This is a genomic window from Robertkochia aurantiaca, from assembly GCF_020166495.1.
Lineage (GTDB): Bacteria > Bacteroidota > Bacteroidia > Flavobacteriales > Flavobacteriaceae > Robertkochia > Robertkochia aurantiaca.
On record NZ_JAINZS010000004.1, the window covers coordinates 244012 to 262532 of the forward strand.

General features: G+C 45.0%; 21 protein-coding genes. 12 read left to right on the forward strand and 9 right to left on the reverse strand.

Annotated features, from left to right (window positions below; genetic code table 11):
- Window positions 1-6: 6 nt before the first annotated feature.
- The 3 genes from porG to K7R10_RS06865 all read right to left on the reverse strand — a co-directional run bounded on the left by porG (window position 7) and on the right by K7R10_RS06865 (window position 2454).
- Window positions 7-696 carry a type IX secretion system protein PorG gene (gene porG, locus K7R10_RS06855; protein ID WP_224483940.1) on the reverse strand — a complete coding sequence of 230 codons (690 nt, stop codon included), beginning with the start codon at window positions 694-696 and terminating at the stop codon, window positions 7-9.
- A gap of 118 nt (window positions 697-814) precedes the next feature.
- Window positions 815-1699, reverse strand: a complete 885-nt coding sequence (locus K7R10_RS06860; protein ID WP_224483941.1) for an NAD kinase — start codon at window positions 1697-1699, stop codon at window positions 815-817.
- 98 nt (window positions 1700-1797) lie between these two features.
- The gene (locus K7R10_RS06865) at window positions 1798-2454 is read right to left on the reverse strand and encodes a CBS domain-containing protein (protein WP_224483942.1); all 657 of its coding nucleotides are present in this window, start codon (window positions 2452-2454) and stop codon (window positions 1798-1800) included.
- Between the two features lie 88 nt (window positions 2455-2542).
- Between K7R10_RS06865 and K7R10_RS06870 the strand changes: the two genes are divergently transcribed.
- From K7R10_RS06870 to K7R10_RS06915, 11 genes are all read left to right on the forward strand, one after another.
- Window positions 2543-3259 (forward strand): pyridoxine 5'-phosphate synthase, encoded by a 717-nt coding sequence (locus K7R10_RS06870; protein ID WP_224483943.1) that lies wholly within the window; start codon window positions 2543-2545, stop codon window positions 3257-3259.
- Between the two features lie 4 nt (window positions 3260-3263).
- Window positions 3264-4034 (forward strand): alpha/beta fold hydrolase, encoded by a 771-nt coding sequence (locus K7R10_RS06875; RefSeq protein WP_224483944.1) that lies wholly within the window; start codon window positions 3264-3266, stop codon window positions 4032-4034.
- A 105-nt stretch (window positions 4035-4139) separates the two neighbouring features.
- Complete coding sequence (locus K7R10_RS06880) at window positions 4140-5387, forward strand: OmpP1/FadL family transporter (protein WP_224483945.1); 1248 nt, start codon at window positions 4140-4142, stop codon at window positions 5385-5387.
- Window positions 5388-5398: 11 nt separating this feature from the next.
- Entirely contained in the window at window positions 5399-6877 is a 1479-nt protein-coding gene (locus tag K7R10_RS06885; RefSeq protein ID WP_224483946.1) for an SGNH/GDSL hydrolase family protein, read from the forward strand.
- Between the two features lie 85 nt (window positions 6878-6962).
- Window positions 6963-7307 (forward strand): phage holin family protein, encoded by a 345-nt coding sequence (locus K7R10_RS06890; protein ID WP_224483947.1) that lies wholly within the window; start codon window positions 6963-6965, stop codon window positions 7305-7307.
- Window positions 7308-7358: 51 nt separating this feature from the next.
- Window positions 7359-8396, forward strand: coding sequence for a hypothetical protein (locus K7R10_RS06895; RefSeq protein WP_224483948.1), 1038 nt, complete (start codon window positions 7359-7361; stop codon window positions 8394-8396).
- Window positions 8397-8495: 99 nt separating this feature from the next.
- On the forward strand, window positions 8496-9818 hold the full coding sequence (gene tig / locus K7R10_RS06900) for a trigger factor (protein ID WP_224483949.1): 1323 nt from the start codon (window positions 8496-8498) through the stop codon (window positions 9816-9818).
- Between the two features lie 87 nt (window positions 9819-9905).
- Window positions 9906-10583: an ATP-dependent Clp endopeptidase proteolytic subunit ClpP gene (clpP, locus tag K7R10_RS06905; RefSeq protein WP_224483950.1), complete on the forward strand. Its 678-nt coding sequence runs from the start codon at window positions 9906-9908 to the stop codon at window positions 10581-10583.
- A gap of 86 nt (window positions 10584-10669) precedes the next feature.
- Window positions 10670-11902, forward strand: coding sequence for an ATP-dependent Clp protease ATP-binding subunit ClpX (gene clpX, locus K7R10_RS06910; RefSeq protein ID WP_224483951.1), 1233 nt, complete (start codon window positions 10670-10672; stop codon window positions 11900-11902).
- A 100-nt stretch (window positions 11903-12002) separates the two neighbouring features.
- On the forward strand, window positions 12003-12338 hold the full coding sequence (locus K7R10_RS15340; protein ID WP_370631302.1) for a hypothetical protein: 336 nt from the start codon (window positions 12003-12005) through the stop codon (window positions 12336-12338).
- A gap of 40 nt (window positions 12339-12378) precedes the next feature.
- Window positions 12379-13296 (forward strand): M20/M25/M40 family metallo-hydrolase, encoded by a 918-nt coding sequence (locus K7R10_RS06915; RefSeq protein ID WP_370631303.1) that lies wholly within the window; start codon window positions 12379-12381, stop codon window positions 13294-13296.
- A gap of 34 nt (window positions 13297-13330) precedes the next feature.
- Here the strand turns inward: K7R10_RS06915 and K7R10_RS06920 are convergent, their stop codons facing one another.
- On the reverse strand, window positions 13331-14848 hold the full coding sequence (locus K7R10_RS06920; RefSeq protein ID WP_224483952.1) for a GH3 auxin-responsive promoter family protein: 1518 nt from the start codon (window positions 14846-14848) through the stop codon (window positions 13331-13333).
- A gap of 44 nt (window positions 14849-14892) precedes the next feature.
- On the opposite strand from K7R10_RS06920, the gene K7R10_RS06925 reads away from it, so the two are divergent.
- Window positions 14893-15687, forward strand: coding sequence for a DUF2797 domain-containing protein (locus K7R10_RS06925; protein WP_224483953.1), 795 nt, complete (start codon window positions 14893-14895; stop codon window positions 15685-15687).
- 24 nt (window positions 15688-15711) lie between these two features.
- On the opposite strand, the gene K7R10_RS06930 is transcribed toward K7R10_RS06925, so the two are convergent.
- The 5 genes from K7R10_RS06930 to K7R10_RS06950 all read right to left on the reverse strand — a co-directional run bounded on the left by K7R10_RS06930 (window position 15712) and on the right by K7R10_RS06950 (window position 18443).
- Entirely contained in the window at window positions 15712-16575 is an 864-nt protein-coding gene (locus K7R10_RS06930) for a sigma-70 family RNA polymerase sigma factor (protein ID WP_224483954.1), read from the reverse strand.
- A gap of 7 nt (window positions 16576-16582) precedes the next feature.
- The gene (locus K7R10_RS06935; RefSeq protein WP_224483955.1) at window positions 16583-17326 is read right to left on the reverse strand and encodes an NYN domain-containing protein; all 744 of its coding nucleotides are present in this window, start codon (window positions 17324-17326) and stop codon (window positions 16583-16585) included.
- 3 nt (window positions 17327-17329) lie between these two features.
- On the reverse strand, window positions 17330-17524 hold the full coding sequence (gene rpsU / locus K7R10_RS06940) for a 30S ribosomal protein S21 (RefSeq protein ID WP_224483956.1): 195 nt from the start codon (window positions 17522-17524) through the stop codon (window positions 17330-17332).
- 57 nt (window positions 17525-17581) lie between these two features.
- Window positions 17582-17773, reverse strand: a complete 192-nt coding sequence (locus K7R10_RS06945) for a cold-shock protein (RefSeq protein ID WP_224483957.1) — start codon at window positions 17771-17773, stop codon at window positions 17582-17584.
- Between the two features lie 241 nt (window positions 17774-18014).
- A complete protein-coding gene (locus K7R10_RS06950; RefSeq protein WP_224483958.1) occupies window positions 18015-18443 on the reverse strand; it encodes a molybdenum cofactor biosynthesis protein MoaE in 429 nt (142 codons plus the stop codon).
- Window positions 18444-18521: the final 78 nt, after the last annotated feature.

The following is an 18521-nucleotide window of genomic DNA, read 5'->3' on the forward strand; positions in this document are numbered from 1 at the left end:
CATTCGTCAATCAAAGCAGTAATAACATGGCTTCTTACCAAAGGTGTAGGTCAGGGTCACCCCGGTAAATACGAACCAGTCATCACTAAAACTATTTCCAAACCTCACAGGATTTATTCCCACATCCTGTGTACCCGGATCACTCCCATCGAGATTATTGGTGAAGGTATACCTGGCACCAATCTCTCCTCCGAGAACAAAACGCGTTCCGATTTTCCCTTTCACACCCAGGGCCATCGGGATCGCAAATGTACTTTTATTTCTATTATGCTCGGCTGTATTGCCTTCAAAATAGAGATCGTTGTAGCGCACATAAGAAACCCCACCATAGATATAAGGAGTAACCGGATTACTGAAGTCATGAAGATTAAATTCTACAAAATTAAACTCCATTCCAACCGACACCTCCAGCAGGTCGTTCTCAAAGCTAAAGTCACGCTGTTGCCGGGCAGAGTTCTCTGAATCGGCATCATCTGACTGTAACTGCGTATAGATTACGCTGAGCCTGTAAGAGTAGCGGTTGCTGAGATTCCATTTTGCCAGGCCACCAATGGCCACACTGTTCGGGTTTATATAAGTGGTCGGACCGACATCACCGATATAGTTACTACCCCCTGCAAACGCACCTATTTCATAGGTTTGGGCAGAGGCGAAGCAGGTTAAGAACAGTAGTATGGCAAAAAGTTTGATTCTCATACACTTCAAAGTTTGCAAATATATACATTATGATATTCTAAAGGCAATATCATATTGACGAATCTGCTAGTTAAACAATTATTGTGAGATTTTATTGTATTTTTTGAGATGATTCCGATCAATTACGCCGATCTTCTCCCCAAAGAAGCTTATTTCTCAGGGTTTTCAGGAAACTTTGGTCTTCCAGGTCGACCATTTTTACTGTAAAGGGTGCCTTCTCAATAAAAATTTCGGTAGTATTTGACAGTGTAGCGATACGGCTGTCGAGAGACACCAGGTAATTTTCCTCCCTGCCGCTTACCTTAAGACGAATCTTGGTATTATCGGGTATAACCAGCGGACGGGCGTTCAGGTTATGAGGCGCGATGGGTGTCAACACAAAAGCATCGGTACTCGGCGTGATCACCGGTCCGTTGCAACTCAACGAATAGCCGGTAGAACCCGTAGGCGTTGAAACGATCAACCCGTCTGCCCAGTACGAGGTCAGGTACTCCCCGTCAAGCCATGTAGCCACAGTGATCATCGAAGTGGTATTCTTTCTGCTTATCGCAACCTCATTGAGGGCAAAATTAACCTCAGCCTGATCCTCTATACCGGGATCTGTGGTAATCTGCAGCAATGCACGGCGTTTGACCCTGAATTCTCCTTTACTGATCACCTCTACCGTTTTTTTGATATCTTCTTTCTGAACCGTGGCCAAAAAGCCGAGTCGCCCTGTGTTGATACCCAGTATCGGGATATCCAGGTCTCTTACATATAATATGGTTCTGAGTATGGTACCGTCGCCCCCGACACTGAAAAAAAGATCATACGAATTGTCAAGATCAGAAAAGTCTGAGAAGGTCTGGTAGGTATCAGCGATATCGAAATGATCGCGAAGTATTTCGAGATAACCCTTTTCAATATGAACGGTCGCATCGATGTTGCGAAGCTCGTCGAGGAGATTCAAAACACACTCTGTCTTATCTTCACGGTAATACTGACCGTAAATACCTATCTTCAAAATGAAAGAGATTTAATAGTTCTACATCACAATGTTCGGACATAAAAAGCAATTAGCCAACCAAAAATCATGTAAAGCAACCCAAAGACCCGGGAACATCATATATCCAAATAGCGCCTCAGGTAATCTGAACGCTGTCTCAGGCTCTCGATATAGCGATCATCTTCAGCTTCAGAAATAACCTGGTAATTATATCTTCTGAAAGTTTGCAGGATCTCATTAAGTCCTGAGGAGGCAATTTTCAGGGTTACCTGTACCCTGTCGTTTTCGAGATCTGAAATGAACGCCCCCAAAAGGCGACCGTCATTGCTCTCAACTATTTGGGCGATCTCGCTGAAGCTGTAATCAGCCTTTCCTTTTTCAATCACCAGCACGCCTCCTGATTCATTTAAAAAAGGAGTATCTTTAAATATCCCCACAATATCCACCAGGTCATAAAAGCCCAGATAATTCCCATCGCTGTCAAGCACAGGCATGACATTGGCATTATTACGGGCAAAGGCCTCCAGCACGTCGACCCACAAGGTCTTTTCTGTCACAAAGAAAAGATCGAGTGCGTACAGGTAATCGCTTACCCTTTTGTCAGGATCAAAAGCCTGCATATCCTCCTCTGAAATATTACCCAGCAACTTGTTTTCTTCAACCACCGGAATGTGGGAGTTGGTACAGGAAGAAAACATCCCTGCAATCATCTTGATGGGATAATTGGGTAATACGGGCAGCACATCGTTATTGATATAAGACCTGATCTCCATGACTCTGTTATTCTACCGGCAAATTAATCATTTCCACAGACATTCGGGCGGTCAATCCTTTGTATTTTTGTGCTAAAACATAAGAACAATGACCAAGCTAAGTGTAAATATCAATAAAATAGCCACTCTGAGAAATTCGAGAGGCGGTGATATCCCCAACGTAGTGAAAGCCGCTGTTGACATACAGAATTTCGGAGCCCAGGGAATCACCATCCACCCCAGGCCCGACGAACGACACATTCGTTACCAAGACGCAAGAGACCTGAAAACAGTGGTTCACACAGAGTTCAACATCGAAGGCAACCCTATCAAATCATTTAAAGAACTCGTACTTCAGGTGGTTCCCACCCAGGTAACACTGGTGCCTGATGCTGAGGATGCCATCACCTCTAATGCCGGATGGAACACCGTAAAACACCGCGATTATCTTACCGATATTATCAGAACCTTTAAAGAGGCCGGCATTCGTACTTCGATCTTCGTTGACCCCGACCCCGACATGGTCGAAGCAGCAGTGGAGACCGGAACCGACCGGGTGGAGCTCTATACGGAATCATATGCGGTCGATTTTGCCAAAGGAGAAAAAGAAAAAGGCATAGCTCCCTTTGTCAAAGCTGCCGAAAAGGCCCGGGAAGTGGGCATCGGACTCAATGCCGGGCATGATCTTAACCTGAAGAACCTGAAATATTTTAAAGAAAATATTCCCGGCCTGCTGGAGGTATCTATCGGGCATGCTCTTATTTCCGAATCGCTTTACCTGGGTCTGGAGAACGTGGTTCAAATGTATCTGGAACGATTAAAATAAACACATGCAAGTACTACATTCTAAAATACTCGGAAAAGGGGAACCCCTTATCATTTTACATGGTTTTCTGGGAATGTCAGACAACTGGAAAACCTTGGGAAGCAGTTATGCAGAAAACGGCTTCGAAGTGCATCTGCTCGATCAGAGAAATCACGGAAGAAGTTTTCACAGCAAGGAATTTGACTACGACCTGATGGTAAAAGACCTGAAAGCTTACATGGATGAAAACTCCATTGAGAAGGCATCCCTGATCGGGCATTCCATGGGTGGAAAAACGGCCATGTTCTTTGCCTGTCAGCATCCTGAAAGAACAGAAAAATTACTGGTAGCCGATATTGCCCCCAGAGCTTATGAACCTCATCACCAACATATTTTCAAAGGCCTGCAGTCGATCGACCTGAACAAGATTTCATCGCGAAACGAGGCGTCCTCTGCTTTGGAAAAACATATAAAAGAATGGGGAATTCGCCAGTTTCTACTCAAAAACCTCTACCGAAAGGGCAAAGATGAATACGGCTTCCGGTTCAACCTGCCGGTTCTGGCTTCCAGCCAGGAAGATATCGGGCAAGCGCTTCCGGAGAATCATCGGTTCAGCGGCCCCACCCTTTTCCTTAAAGGAGATCGCTCTGATTATATAACTGAGAAGGATCATAAAGATATCAGTTCCCATTTTCCGGAATCAGACATAAAAAGCATTGAAGGAGCAGGCCATTGGCTTCATGCTGAAAAACCGGATGAATTTTTTGAACTTTCGTCAGCCTTTCTTAAAAGCTGACCTCCAGCGAAATCAGGCCTGCCGCCTGTTAAATTGGTAATTTCGTTGCATAATCATTAAATAATTGTGACTTTTGGGCACCTTAAAAATTCAAAATCAAAAAGCATGAAGAAATTCCTTACAGGAGCAGTCATATTTTTGCTTATGTCTGCTGCTGCCTATGCAGGAGGATACCGTATTGCACTTCAAGGCCAAAAGCAATTGGCTATGGGGCATACCGGTGTCGCAGTGATCAACAGTTCTGAACTGGCCTTTTTCAACCCGGCCGGACTCACTTTTCTGGAAGACTCTTTCACTTCGAGTGTGGGGATGAACCTGGTTTATTCAAACATTGTATTTCAAAACGAAAGATACGGATGGTACACCGAGTCTGAAAGCCCGGTTTCTACCCCGTTCAACGCCTATGCCTCATTTAAAATAAACGAATGGGCAAGCGTCGGAATGGCTGTTTACACGCCCTATGGCTCAAGTGTTGAGTACCCTACCAACTGGGAAGGTTCTCACCTGATCAATGAGATCAGCCTCGCGGCCATCTTTTTTCAGCCTACCCTGTCTGTCAAGTTAACCGATAAGTTGAGTATCGGAGGGGGGGCTATACTGGTAAGCGGAAGTGTCGATTTTACAAGAAATCTTGACCGTAGCACCACCAATGTGGAAGGAGAACGACTTGGAGTGAATATCAACCAAAGCGGAATTACTGCCTGGGGTTATAATCTGGGACTGATGTTCAGACCCACCACAGCATTCACTCTTGGCGTTAACTACCGCTCAGAGATCATCGTCGATGCTGAAGAGGGTGAAGCCGACTTCAGAAACATTCCTTCGAATCTGCAAGGACAGTTCTCAGACGGAACCTTCAACGCCAGCCTGCCGCTTCCGGCTGAGCTGACCTTTGGAGCCTCATACCAGGTAAACGAAAAGTGGTTGCTGGCTGTAGATATCAACCGGGTATTCTGGGATGTTTACCAGAGCCTCGATGTGGAATTCAGCAACGGTCTGGTTTCAGAAAATCCGAGGAACTATAAGAATTCAACCAGCTATCGTTTCGGTATGCAATACAAGGCCAATGAGCGTTTCACTCTCAGAGGCGGGTATTATTTCGACGAGTCACCGATCCAAAGCCGGTACTTCGCTCCTGAAACACCCAGAAATGATTCGAACAACTTTACAGGAGGACTCACCTTTAACCTGAGCGAACACTTCGCTATCGACGCTTCTTTCCTTTACATTCACTTTGATGAGGTTAACGAATCGTACGATTTTTATCAGGAAAACGGACAAAATGTTTCCTTCGGGGGAACTTATAAGAACAATGCATTTATCCCCGGACTGGGAGTAACTTACAGACTCTAAAAAAGATATTCATGAGAAGATCATTATATATACCATTACTGGCAGGATTATTCGCAGCCTGCCAGCCCGAATTCAACGACCCTGTTAACGAAGAAGGATTCTACAGCAGCGGAGAAGCTGATCTGACCACTTACGTGGCCCTGGGTAACTCACTGACTGCCGGGTTCGCCGACGGAGCATTGTACAGAGACGCGCAAATAAATTCATATCCGAACATCATCGCCCAACAGTTCTCTCTCGCAGGAGGAGGTGCTTTTACCCAGCCACTAGTGAATGATAACACGGGAGGACTTCTGGCAAACGGACAAACGATCAGCAGTCCGAGACTGGTGCTGAACTTTAACGAAAACGGATCTCCCGTTCCCGTTACCCTCGATGCAGAACCGACAACAGACATCACCAATGTACTGGAAGGCCCCTTCAACAACATGGGTGTACCCGGTGCTAAAAGCTACCACCTGCTGGCCAACGGGTATGGTAATCTCGGAAATTTCCCGACTGCAGCCAATCCCTATTTCATTCGTATGGCATCGTCACCCGATGCCAGCATTCTCGAAGATGCGGTAGCTCAAGACCCTAGTTTTTTCAGCCTCTGGATCGGAGCCAATGATATTTTAGGTTATGCCACCTCCGGAGGTACAGGCGTAAACCAGACCGGCAACCTGAATCCGCAGACATATGGCAGTAACGATATTACTGACCCTACCCTTTTCGGTGGTGTCTACCAGCAAATTTTACAGGGACTCACGTCAAACGGGGCTCAGGGTATCGTTCTGAACCTTCCTGCCGTTTCAGGCATTCCGTTTTTCACGACTGTTCCTTACAATGCCATTCCGCTTGATGCAGGAACCGCAGCCTTGCTGAATGAGAATTATGCGGCCTACAACGGAGGAATTCGACAACTTCAAGCCGGAGGGGTGATCAGCGCAGAGGAAGCCGACAGCAGAATCATCAGTTTTCAGGCCGGACAAAACCCGGTAGTTATTTTAGATGAGTCACTGACCGACCTTACCGGTTTCAACCCGGCCCTGGTCAATCTGCGACAAGCTACTGCTGAAGACCTTTTACCACTGCCTGTTTCACGGGTACTGGGTACACTAGCCGACCCTTCAAACCCGCTTTCGGTAATCGGAGTTGCCGTTCCCTTGAATGACGCTCAGGTATTAACCATGACGGAAGTTGCCGAGATAGAAGCCGTAAGAGCCGCCTACAACAATACCATAGCGGCCCTGGCTCAACAATTCGATCTTCCGCTGGTAGACGTTGATTCTCTTTTCGATCAGCTGATCAGCCAAGGAATACCTTACGACGGCGGCACCATTACCGCAACGTTCGGTACCGGAGGAGCCTTTTCTCTTGACGGGGTTCATCTAACGCAACGTGGCTATGCCGTGATCGCAAACGAGATCATAGACCAGATCAATCTGCGCTACAACGCCAGTATTCCCGAAGTCAATGCAGGTTATTACCCGGCAGTTTTCGTAGAATAATCGATTTTATAATCTTTCATATTTTAAAAAGCGCTACAAATTGTAGCGCTTTTTTTATCTTTAAGACACACTAAATAAACAACCTATGAAATTTCTGATAAAAATCCTGCTTTCAGGACTTGCGGTGATCATACTCGAACGCATTCTTCCCGGCGTCTCTGTAGACGGCTATATGACCGCTATCATTGTAGCGCTCGTTTTGGGACTATTAAACTTTATAGTGAAACCCATTCTGGTCATTCTGACCTTACCGGTAACCATACTTACCCTGGGACTGTTTCTTCTTATTATCAACGCTATCATCATACTGCTGGCTGATTCTCTGGTAAGCGGCTTTCAGGTAGACAATATTTGGTGGGCACTCTTATTCTCCCTGTTGTTGTCGATACTCGAATCCATACTGTTTTCAGCAGTAAAAAAAGACAAATAGCCTGTAACAAAAACAGGCCAAAAGATACCAACATTGTAAAGCTGTTCTCCTATGAACAAAACAATGCGATTTGCCTTTGACGCCCTCCCTCTTCTGCCAGCGTTGGCCATTGGCTTGCTTTTCATGTTGGGAAAGGGCGGGGCATTTGACCCTTTAAACAAATTTTCGACAGCACTGCTTATCGACCTGCTGCTGATCATCCCTGTCACCTATTGGATCATTATCAGAAACCGAAAGATATCCATGATTACCGTGATCCCACTGATAGGTCTGGGAATAATCACGGCAAACCGGCTTTTGGGATCAGAGTCCGGCCAGACCCTTACCTTAATCAATACGTACGCAATCCCGTTGCTGGAGACGTTACTCATCTCAGTATTGCTCTTCCAGGCCCTACGGATCAGGAAAATATATCAGGCACATTCAGAAACCGCAGGATTTTATCCGGCATTAAAGCAGGCTGCGACCGAAATCTTACCGGGAATACCCGGCAAATTGCTCGCCCAGGAGATAGCAGTTATATACTACGCTTTCTTTAACTGGACCAAACCCTGCCATACAGGAAAAGCTTTTAATTACCACCGGAATAATGAAACAAGCCTGTGGTTGGGGGTCCTGCTCATCACAGGAATCGAAACCGTTGTGCTTCATCTTTTACTTGCCCGCTGGAACGAAACCGCAGCCTGGATAATCACTGCAATAAGCCTTTACACCCTCCTGCAATGCTTAAGCATTTTACGTTCACTTCGGCATTTTCCCATAGAGGTAACAGAAAAGCACATCTGTATCCCCTACGGCTTTATCAATGAAGGGATCATCGAGATCGACAACATCGAGGCAGTTACCATCAGCAGCAAAGACGAAGAAAAGAGAAAACTTACACGGTACCATTCGCCACTTGGCACTATCGCCCATCATAATTGCGTACTTACCCTCCGGCAACCCGCCGTGCTCAGCGTTATGGGTTTCGCCAAAAAATATGATAAGCTGCTTCTGCAGCTCGATGACCCACAGACCTTTTATCGTGAAGTTCAGAGCCTCATCACAACTGATCAACACGATGCTCCTGAAAACAAAAAGCTTTGTTAATTCCCTAGATTCTTGTAGCACAAGCATTTAAAATCTTTGCGCACTTGCTAAAAAGTCGTATTTTTGCAAGCCAAAATTAAGGCGATAATAAAGTTTAACATGGATATTACAAGAGAGCAAATCGATGATTTAAATGCAATCGTGAAGGTTGCGATTACTAAGGAAGACTACAGCGACCGCGTTGACGAGATATTGACAAATTATCGCAAGAACGCCAATATTCCCGGGTTCCGTAAAGGTCATGTTCCTATGGGACTGGTTAAAAAGCAGTATGGAAAAGCCGTACTGGTTGACGAAGTAAACAAATTACTTCAGGATTCACTGAACAAATATCTTACCGAAGAAAAACTGGATGTTTTAGGTAATCCGCTTCCAAAAGCTCAGGATGACCTGGATTGGAATGCCGAAGAGTTTTCATTCGAGTTCGAATTAGGTCTGGCCCCTGAATTTGAGGTTAGCCTGGAAACAAAAAAACCCATCACCCACTATAATATCATCGCTGATGATAAAATGATCGACGAACAGATCGATCGCATTGCCAAGCAATACGGCAAGCTTATCAGCCAGGATGAGGTTACTGAAGAAAGCGAGATCACCGGAGTTTTCAAGAACGAAGAGAAGGAGATCGAAAATCGCGTTACCCTTGAACTGGACAAGATCAAAGGAAAGCGTAATAAAGATAAATTCCTCGGATCAAAACCGGGAGACACACTGTCGCTGAAAACCAAGAATCTTTTTGAAGATGATCACGATCTGATCCAATACCTGAAGATCGATCACAGCGAGGCACACGATCTGGATATCGAGATCGACTTTGAGATCGAAGAGGTTAATAAAAGAGAAGCAGCTGAACTGAACCAGGAATTCTTCGACAAGATTTTCGGAGAAGGTCAGGTAAGCTCAGAAGATGAGATGCGCGCCAAGATCAAGGAAGATGCTGAGAAGCAATTCAAGCAGCAGTCTGACCAGAAATTGCTTAACGTTATAACCGAACAACTGATCGAAAACACCAAATTCGACCTTCCCGCTGCATTCCTGAAAAAGTGGATTCAGACCACCGGAGAAGAAGAAATGAGTGACGAGCAGGCCAGTGAAGAATATGAGAAGTCTGAGAAAGGCCTTCGTTATCAGCTGATCGAAGGAAAGATCATCAAAGACAACGAACTTCAGGTACAGTTCGATGAACTTAAAGATCATGCCAAGCAGTATGTGCGTATGCAAATGGCACAATTCGGACAAACAAATCCGGAAGAGGAAGTGCTGGAAAACATCGCAGGTCGTATCATGTCAAACCAGGAAGAAGTAAAACGTCTTTCTGAGCAGCTGATGAATCAGAAACTAATCGACCTCTTCAAAGAGAAAGCGAACCTGAAGACCAAAGAAGTTACTTACGAAGACTTCGTTAAAGAGGTCTACGGATAAAGACGTCTTAATAAAATAAGTATCTTTAAGGCGTTACATGAGTATATGTAACGCCTTTTTATATACTAAAAACCGATTAAGATTTATATGGACTTTGCAAAAGAATTCAAAGCGTTTGCTACCAAAGACCAGGGAATAAGCAGCCTGCGTCTGGAAAGCCTTATGAGCGCTATGACCCCGGTGGGTCTTACACCGAATATCATTGAAGAACGTCAAATGAATGCTGTGGCGATGGATGTTTTCTCCAGACTGATGATGGACCGCATCATCTTTCTCGGAACCGGCATCAACGACCAGGTGGCCAATATAGTTCAGGCCCAGCTGCTCTTTTTAGAGAGCACCGATTCGTCTAAAGACATTCAGATCTATATCAACTCTCCGGGCGGTAGTGTTTATGCCGGTCTGGGGATTTATGACACCATGCAATATATCAAACCTGATGTTGCCACCATATGTACAGGTATGGCCGCTTCGATGGGAGCAGTGCTTTTATGTGCCGGAGAAAAAGGTAAACGATCTGCCCTTCCCCATGCCAGGGTGATGATTCACCAGCCGCTTTCAGGAGGTCAGGGTCAGGCCAGTGATATTGAGATCATGGCGAATGAGGTCCTTAAGATCAAAGAAGAGTTGTACCAGATCATCGCCAAACATAGCGGTCAGTCGGTAGATAAAGTGACCGATGACAGTGACCGGGATTATTGGATGAAAGCCAAAGAAGCTAAAGAATATGGTATGATTGACGAAGTTTTAGAACGTAACGACTAAAAAAAAGGTTTAACCTGTAGTCGAAATCGTACCTTTTTACTATAGAACATTTAGGTCTTCCCCGGAAGACCGATAAATTAAATTTAATGGCAAAAGAACAATTAGAATGCTCTTTCTGTGGAAGGAAAAAGCCGGAGACCAATTTACTGATCGCCGGCCTGGATGCGCATATTTGCGACAGGTGTATAGAGCAGGCTCATGGAATCGTTCTGGAAGAGACACATCAGGCTAAAAAAAGCGAACTGTCGTCAGAGCTGATTCTCAAAAAACCCATTGAGATCAAGACATTTCTTGATCAATTCATTATCGGGCAGGACATCACTAAAAAAGTCATGTCTGTAGCAGTTTACAACCATTATAAGCGATTACTGCAACCCACTTCCAAGGAAGACATCGAGATACAAAAAAGCAACATCATCATGGTGGGTCAAACCGGTACCGGTAAAACCCTGATGGCCAAAACCATCGCCAAGATGCTGAACGTTCCCCTGGCAATCGTCGACGCTACCGTACTCACGGAAGCAGGATATGTAGGAGAAGATGTGGAAAGTATACTCACCCGCCTGCTGCAGGCGGCCGATTACAACCTCGAGAAAGCTGAAAGAGGTATCGTTTTTATCGATGAGATCGACAAGATCGCGAGAAAAAGCGATAACCCTTCCATCACCCGTGATGTTTCAGGTGAAGGAGTACAGCAGGCGCTGCTGAAACTTCTGGAGGGAACCACCGTCAATGTGCCACCCAAAGGAGGAAGAAAGCACCCGGATCAAAAGTTCATCGAAGTGAACACCGAGAACATTCTGTTCGTAGCCGGAGGAGCTTTTGACGGAATCGAACGCGTCATCTCCAAACGTCTGAACATGCAGGCCGTTGGTTATAGCGCTTCAAAGATGGATCAGGATATCAATAAGGAAAACCTCCTCCAATACATCATTCCGAAAGACCTGAAGGAATTCGGCCTTATACCGGAGATCATCGGAAGATTACCTGTTTTGACCCACATGGATCCGCTGGATGCGAAAACGCTTCGAGCGATCCTTACAGAACCGAAAAACGCCATTATCAAACAATATGAGAAATTGTTTGAAATGGATCATATCGATTTCGAGATCACCGACGATGCGCTTGACTATATTGTTGAAAAAGCCATCGAATACAATTTGGGTGCCAGAGGTCTTCGCTCACTTTGTGAAGCCGTGCTTACCGACGCCATGTTCGAATTACCGAGCGCGAAAGAAAAAAACCTCGTGGTCGATAAAGACTATGCAGAAGAAAAACTCACCAAGGCCAAGATCAATAAATTGAAGGCTGTTGGTTAAGAGAACAACGCACACACAAACAAGAATCCCGGAGGTCAACTTCGGGATTTTTTTATGTATGATTATTTGAAATTCCTATTTTTAAAGAAACCTGTTATTTATGAAAAATTATCTGCTCGTCGTATCCGCATGTCTTTTAACCTGCTTGTCTTTACAAGGACAACTTTCGAAAAAAGAAAAAGCCATTATAAACTCCGTATCAGAAAACCAGGCTGAAGCCATGGACTTCTTAAAGGAAACGGTGAATATAAACAGCGGAACCCTGAATCTGGAAGGCGTCAAAAAAGTGGCGCAACTTTATAAAAAGGAGCTGGAAGAAATGGGCTTTGATACGGAGTGGATACCGATGCCAGAAGAAATGCAGCGCGCGGGCCACCTGTTTGCAGTAAGAAACGGGAAAAAAGGGAAAAAAATTACTACTGATAGGGCATCTTGATACAGTGTTCGAGGAAGACAGTCCGTTTCAACAATTCACGATGTTGAATGATTCGGTTGCAGCAGGCCCCGGGGCCAACGACATGAAAGGGGGTAATGCCATGATCATTTTCGCTCTGAAAGCCCTTTATGAAAACGGCTTACTCAAAGACTCAAACATAACGGTAGCCTTTACAGGCGATGAGGAAAGCACCGGCAAGCCTCTTTCAGTCAGCAGAAAAGACCTTATCGAAGCTGCCGAAAAAAGCGACGTGGCACTGGGTTTTGAAACTTCAAGCGGCTTTGAATATGCCACTGTCGCCAGAAGAGGGTCTTCAGGCTGGAAACTCACTGTAACAGGTAAAAGAGCCCACTCTTCGGGTATCTTTAGCGAAAACACCGGAGCAGGGGCCATTTTTGAAAGCTCCCGCATACTTCATGAATTCTATGAAAGACTCAGCGATGTACCGCTGCTTACATTTAATGCCGGAACCATACTCGGAGGTACGCAGGTAAATATGGAAAACCATACGAAGGGCACCGTATTCGGGAAAACCAACGTGGTACCACAAACAGCTGTGGTACATGGCGGCTTACGGTTCATTACCGAGAAACAGAAAGACAGTGCACGGGCTGTAATGAAAGAGATCGCCAAAGAGAATCTGCCTCAAACTTCGGCTGAGATTGAATTCACAGACAGTTACCCGGCTATGCCGCCCACAGAAGGAAACTACGCCTTACTGGAAAAACTCAACCGGGTAAGTGAAGACCTGGGGCAAGGCCAGGTAATCGCCTATGACCCCGGACGCAGAGGAGCTGCAGATATCTCCTTTATCGCTTCCTACGTCGATGGTCTCGACGGCCTGGGCGCCATGGGAAGAAGTGCTCATACTCCGGAGGAAACCATCAACTTAAAAACGTTTGAAGCCCTGACCAAAAGAACAGCCCTGCTGATCTACCGGCTTATCGATGAAAAATAAAATAAGTTCAGCGAAAGATCCTTTACCTGTCTGTTCAATTGCGGTTCATGGAAAGCAACTCCTCGAGATAATCCCTTGAGTTCGACAACCTGGGCACCTTATGCTGACCTCCGAGCTTATCCTCCTTTTTCAACCAGTCGTAAAAAAGGTTTCCCCTGGCGATGTGCAGGGTTGGCAAGCGAAGGGTCATATCGTTATAACGCTTGGCCTCATAGTCAGAGTTCAGCGTCTTCAGGGCATTATCCAGAATAGTGATAAAGCGGTCTGCATCTTCAGGTGCCTTACGAAATTCAATAAGCCACTCATGCGATCCCTTTTTCTTTCCACTCATAAAAACAGGTGCAGCAGTATAATCAATGATCTCAGAACCCGTATGCTCACAAGCGATCTTTAAAGCCTCCTCAGCATTCTCAATAATAAGCTCTTCACCAAAGACATTGATGTGGTGCTTGGTGCGGCCGGTCACTTTGATTCGATACGGATCGGTAGAGGTGAACCGAACGGTATCTCCAATAAGGTATCTCCAGAGACCCGCGTTGGTGGTGATCACCATTGCATAATTCTTTCCTTGCTCAACCTCCCATAACGGAATAACCTTTTCGTTCGGAGTCCCGTACGTATCCATCGGAATGAACTCGTAAAAGATACCGTAATCAAGCATCAGTAAAAGTTCATCGGAATTGTTCCGGTCCTGAATCCCAAAGAAACCTTCAGAAGCGTTATATATTTCGTAATACCTGAAGTCTGAACGGGGCAACAGGTTTTCATACTGCTCCCGGTACGGATTGAAACTTACGCCTCCATGGAAATACACCTCCAGGTTGTTCCAGATATCAAACAGATTATCCTTCCCTGTGGTTTCCAGAACGCGGTTCAGAAGCACCAGCATCCATGAGGGAACCCCTGCAAGGCTGGTCACATCTTCATTTATGGTTTCGTTCACGATGGCGTCGAGCTTGGTTTCCCACTCGCTCATCAGCGAAACCTTATTACTGGGGGTACTGCTCATCTCTGCCCAAAAGGGAAGATTGTCTATTATAATGGCTGAAAGATCTCCGAAAAAGGTGTTATTGCTTTGATAGATCTCTTTACTTCCACCCAGGCGTAGACTTTTACCGGTAAAGAGCTTGGAGTCTTCATTATTGTTGAAATAAAGCGACAACATGTCTTTCCCTGCCTTAAAATGGCAATCTTCAAGCGCCTCAGGACTCACAGGAATGAACTTACTCTTGGCATTGGTCGTACCACTGCTCTTGGCGAACCATTTTATCTGGGTAGGCCAGAAAATATTGTTCTCTCCCCTCCGTGCACGTTCGATAAGCGGTTCGAAATCTTCATAACGCATAAGCGGCACCCTTTCGGCAAACATTTCATATTTCGATATATCTCTGAAGCCGTAGGCACTTCCCACCTCGGTATCTTTTGCAAGAATCACCAATTGATTCAGCAATTCAAGCTGGACTTCCTGAGGGTATTTCATGAACAGTTCCATTTGGTGAAAGCGCTTTTTCAGCAACCATGATGCAACCGAATTAAATAGAGGGAATGGCATTTATTCTGTTTATCTTTGGCTAAAAATAGCAAAAAAGTTCAGACATGTACGAGGGTGTTCTTACAAAAATGATCACAGAGTTTACATCACCTGTAAACTACTATCTGGTATTAGACAACGACTTTGTCAACCTGAATCAATTACTGGATCACTCGATCAGCATCACCTTTCTTAAGCATCAGTGTATTAACTGCGGATTGAACAAACCCATCTACCGGCAGGGTTTTTGTCAGAGCTGTTTTTTTGATGTTCCCCAGGCGGCCGACTGGGTGATGAAACCTGAACTCAGCAAGGCACATCTGGATGAAGAAGACCGGGATCTGGAATACGAAAAAAAGGTGCAATTGCAACCTCATATCGTATATCTTGCCAATTCGAGCAGTATCAAAGTCGGAGTGACCCGGAAGACCCAGGTTCCCACCAGATGGATTGACCAGGGCGCCCACGAAGCCATTGAAATCGTTGAAGTACCCAACCGATATCTGGCCGGCATCACAGAAGTGGCGCTGAAAGAACATGTGTCAGATAAAACAAACTGGCGAAAAATGTTGAAAAACGAGATCGAAGATGAAGACCTCGCTGCTTACCGTGACAAACTCAAGGCATTTATACCTGAAGAGGCCATGGAATATTTTATTGCCAGCAATCTTGAAACCGAGATACAGTTCCCGGTTCTGCGTTACCCCTTAAAACCAAAAAGTCTGAATCTGGATAAAACTCCTGAATACACAGGAACATTAAAAGGAATAAAAGGGCAATACCTGATATTTGAAGATGATACGGTTTTCAACGTGCGTTCGAACGAAGGTTATGTAATAAGGCTAACACCAAAGGACTAAGCCGAAACAAATCCATCAGAAGATTTACCCCATATATTTCAGCAGGCAATGACTTCGATCGCTATGCTGCAGCTTCTTGATAGCCAGATCTTTTATCTGACGGATGCGTTCACGGGTAAGATCGAGTTCATCGGCGATCTCTCCGAGACTTTTTGACGACATGCCTCCCAGCCCGTAGGCCAGTTTAATTACCAGAGACTCCCGCTCTCCGAGAAAACTCAAAACCTGTTCGATCTCGTTTTTGAGCGATTCATCCATCAATTCCTTATCAGGGGTATCTGAGGTGGTATCAGGGAGAAAACCGTAATAATCCGTATCAGAATCATCACTGATGGGCGCATCGAAAGAAAGGTGCGTTCGCTGAAGAGACATACAGGTTTTAACTTCGTTAAGACTTAAGTCACTTGCCTCTGATATCTCCTCTGCCTCAGGATTTCTCATAAATTCCTGTTCCAGGTATGAACGGGACTTTCTGATCTTGTTGATGGCATTCCATTTGTTAAGAGGAATACGCACCATGCGCGTTTGTTCTGCGATGGCCTGCATGATACCCTGCCTGATCCACCATACCGCATAGGAAATAAACTTAAAGCCCCTGGTTTCATCAAAACGTTCGGCAGCTTTCACCAACCCCATATTTCCTTCATTGATAAGATCTGAAAGGGTGAGTCCCTGACCCTGATATTGCTTAGCTACAGACACTACGAATCTCAGGTTCGCCTCTACGAGTCGGGTGAGAGCAATCTGACTTCCCGCCCTGATCTCCCGGGCAAGTTCTACCTCAGCCTCAGCAGTGATCAGTTGTAATTTAGCGATATCATTGAGGTATTTATCTAATGACATATCACCTCTGTCAGTAATCTGGGAAGAAATTTTAAGCTGCCTCATCGAAATATCAGGATTTAGATTTTTTGCGTACGTAGATCAAATTCCTGTTACCGACTGAATTCTTTCTCAATTCAATTTCAAACCCAGGTATCGATTTAATCAGCGGAGTAAGTTTATGAAAGCCGTAATTTCTTGCATCGAAATTCGGTTGTTTTTTTTGCAGCAATGCCCCTACTTCACCAAGAAAGGCCCAACCTTCATCATCTTCAAGGTCAGCTATGGTAGAACTGATGAGCTTTATTACTTTCGGAGTAAGTTTGTCAGGACCTGCTCTTTTCTTGGAAGGCTGTGCCTGCCCTTCGTTCTCGCCGTTTTCAAGAGCAAGAATTTCCAGATAGATAAATTTATCACAGGCTACGATAAAGGGGTTCGGGGTTTTCTTTTCACCGATCCCGAAAACCATCATTCCGGCTTCCCGTAGTCGTGTCGCCAGCCGTGTAAAATCACTGTCGCTGGAAACCAGGCAAAAGCCATCGAGTTTTCCGGTATAGAGAAGATCCATGGCATCGATGATCATCGCTGAGTCGGTAGCATTCTTTCCTACCGTATAGCCATATTGCTGAACCGGCGTGATCGCGTTTTCCAGCAACACCTGCTTCCATTTGTTTACCCCGGGACGAGTCCAGTCGCCATAAATTCTTCTGACGGTCGGATTCCCGTATTTGGCAATCTCCTCCATCATTTCCTTGACATGTCGCGAGGGAATATTATCCCCGTCGATCAATACGGCAAGGTTTAGTTCAGGTTTCATTATTTATTCCTCCTGACTGCGTCTGTATTCGTCACGGTAGATGGCGTTGGCAATCTCTTCACGTCTCTCCTTTGACGGCTTGCTGAAATATTGGTTTGAACGAATATTCTTGAGCTGTTGGGTTTTTCTGTATTTGCGTTTGTAGCGCTTAAGGGCCCTGTCTATTGACTCGCCCTGTTTAATGGGTATAATTAGCATATTGTATAATTTATATAAAAAAGGGGCTTACCGCCCCTTTTCAAACCGTTATTGTTCTTATTTGATACGAACGTTCACTGCATTGAGTCCTTTGCGACCTTCTTCGGTATCAAAGGTTACTTCATCGTCTTCTCTAATGTCGTCAATAAGTCCGCTTTCGTGTACAAAGACATCCTTGCCTGAATCAGACTCGGTAATAAAACCAAAACCTTTGGTTGCGTTGAAAAATTTTACTTTCCCTGTTTCCATTTGTTATATATTAAAAATTGAATAAATATTCTGCATTACAATGACGTTCCTGCATGGGTACGGGAACTCATCGTGGTCCTGAAGCAAAAAATCGAAATAGGGATGAAATAAAACCGCTGGAATTAAAAATCCGGTTTAAGATATGAATGCTTTGAGATGACAAAGAAACGCCGATAAAACGGCAATAACTAATTTTTAACCTTAATTTATTATAATTCGCTGGTATTCAGCAGAAATAAGATCAGCTATTCACCTTCCACTGGTGGGATTCATCGGCAAAGATCTCCTTTCCGAAAACAGGCACCTCGCTTTTAATACGATTCACTATGTGCTCTGTCGCCCGATAGACCTCTTTTCTCCTTTCTGAAGAGACAAAGACAAAGAAACAAATCTCTCCGGCAGCTACCCTCCCCAGGCTGTGATAAATGTGCATACAGGTAAGTGGAAACTCCCTGAAAGCCTCTTCCCTGATCTCATGTACCTTTTTTAAGGCCATCTCTTCATAAGCGGTATACTCTATAGCCGCGGTGGTTTTGCCGTCAACCACATCTGCCCTGACCTGCCCCAGAAAAATGTTGTGGGCTCCTATATCATGCTTGCTCTGATGTTTTGCGATAGCTTCGGCAATAAAATCGGGAGATATCGCCCCCTGCCTGAAAATATTCTTCATAAATCCGGTCTTTACAGCTTAAAGATACTACATTCTCCTCACGTCGGCCTTGTCAACAAGACAGGTATTTAAACAATT

Bases quoted from the DNA above. Each gene is read 5' to 3' on its own strand.
- porG (WP_224483940.1), bottom strand. From the start codon at position 696: ATGAGAATCAAACTTTTTGCCATACTACTGTTCTTAACCTGCTTCGCC.
- K7R10_RS06865 (WP_224483942.1), bottom strand. From the start codon at position 2,454: ATGGAGATCAGGTCTTATATCAATAACGATGTGCTGCCCGTATTACCC.
- K7R10_RS06870 (WP_224483943.1), top strand. From the start codon at position 2,543: ATGACCAAGCTAAGTGTAAATATCAATAAAATAGCCACTCTGAGAAAT.
- K7R10_RS06875 (WP_224483944.1), top strand. From the start codon at position 3,264: ATGCAAGTACTACATTCTAAAATACTCGGAAAAGGGGAACCCCTTATC.
- K7R10_RS06880 (WP_224483945.1), top strand. From the start codon at position 4,140: ATGAAGAAATTCCTTACAGGAGCAGTCATATTTTTGCTTATGTCTGCT.
- K7R10_RS06885 (WP_224483946.1), top strand. From the start codon at position 5,399: ATGAGAAGATCATTATATATACCATTACTGGCAGGATTATTCGCAGCC.
- K7R10_RS06890 (WP_224483947.1), top strand. From the start codon at position 6,963: ATGAAATTTCTGATAAAAATCCTGCTTTCAGGACTTGCGGTGATCATA.
- K7R10_RS06895 (WP_224483948.1), top strand. From the start codon at position 7,359: ATGAACAAAACAATGCGATTTGCCTTTGACGCCCTCCCTCTTCTGCCA.
- tig (WP_224483949.1), top strand. From the start codon at position 8,496: ATGGATATTACAAGAGAGCAAATCGATGATTTAAATGCAATCGTGAAG.
- clpP (WP_224483950.1), top strand. From the start codon at position 9,906: ATGGACTTTGCAAAAGAATTCAAAGCGTTTGCTACCAAAGACCAGGGA.
- clpX (WP_224483951.1), top strand. From the start codon at position 10,670: ATGGCAAAAGAACAATTAGAATGCTCTTTCTGTGGAAGGAAAAAGCCG.
- K7R10_RS15340 (WP_370631302.1), top strand. From the start codon at position 12,003: ATGAAAAATTATCTGCTCGTCGTATCCGCATGTCTTTTAACCTGCTTG.
- K7R10_RS06915 (WP_370631303.1), top strand. From the start codon at position 12,379: ATGTTGAATGATTCGGTTGCAGCAGGCCCCGGGGCCAACGACATGAAA.
- K7R10_RS06920 (WP_224483952.1), bottom strand. From the start codon at position 14,848: ATGCCATTCCCTCTATTTAATTCGGTTGCATCATGGTTGCTGAAAAAG.
- K7R10_RS06925 (WP_224483953.1), top strand. From the start codon at position 14,893: ATGTACGAGGGTGTTCTTACAAAAATGATCACAGAGTTTACATCACCT.
- K7R10_RS06930 (WP_224483954.1), bottom strand. From the start codon at position 16,575: ATGAGGCAGCTTAAAATTTCTTCCCAGATTACTGACAGAGGTGATATG.
- K7R10_RS06935 (WP_224483955.1), bottom strand. From the start codon at position 17,326: ATGAAACCTGAACTAAACCTTGCCGTATTGATCGACGGGGATAATATT.
- rpsU (WP_224483956.1), bottom strand. From the start codon at position 17,524: ATGCTAATTATACCCATTAAACAGGGCGAGTCAATAGACAGGGCCCTT.
- K7R10_RS06945 (WP_224483957.1), bottom strand. From the start codon at position 17,773: ATGGAAACAGGGAAAGTAAAATTTTTCAACGCAACCAAAGGTTTTGGT.
- K7R10_RS06950 (WP_224483958.1), bottom strand. From the start codon at position 18,443: ATGAAGAATATTTTCAGGCAGGGGGCGATATCTCCCGATTTTATTGCC.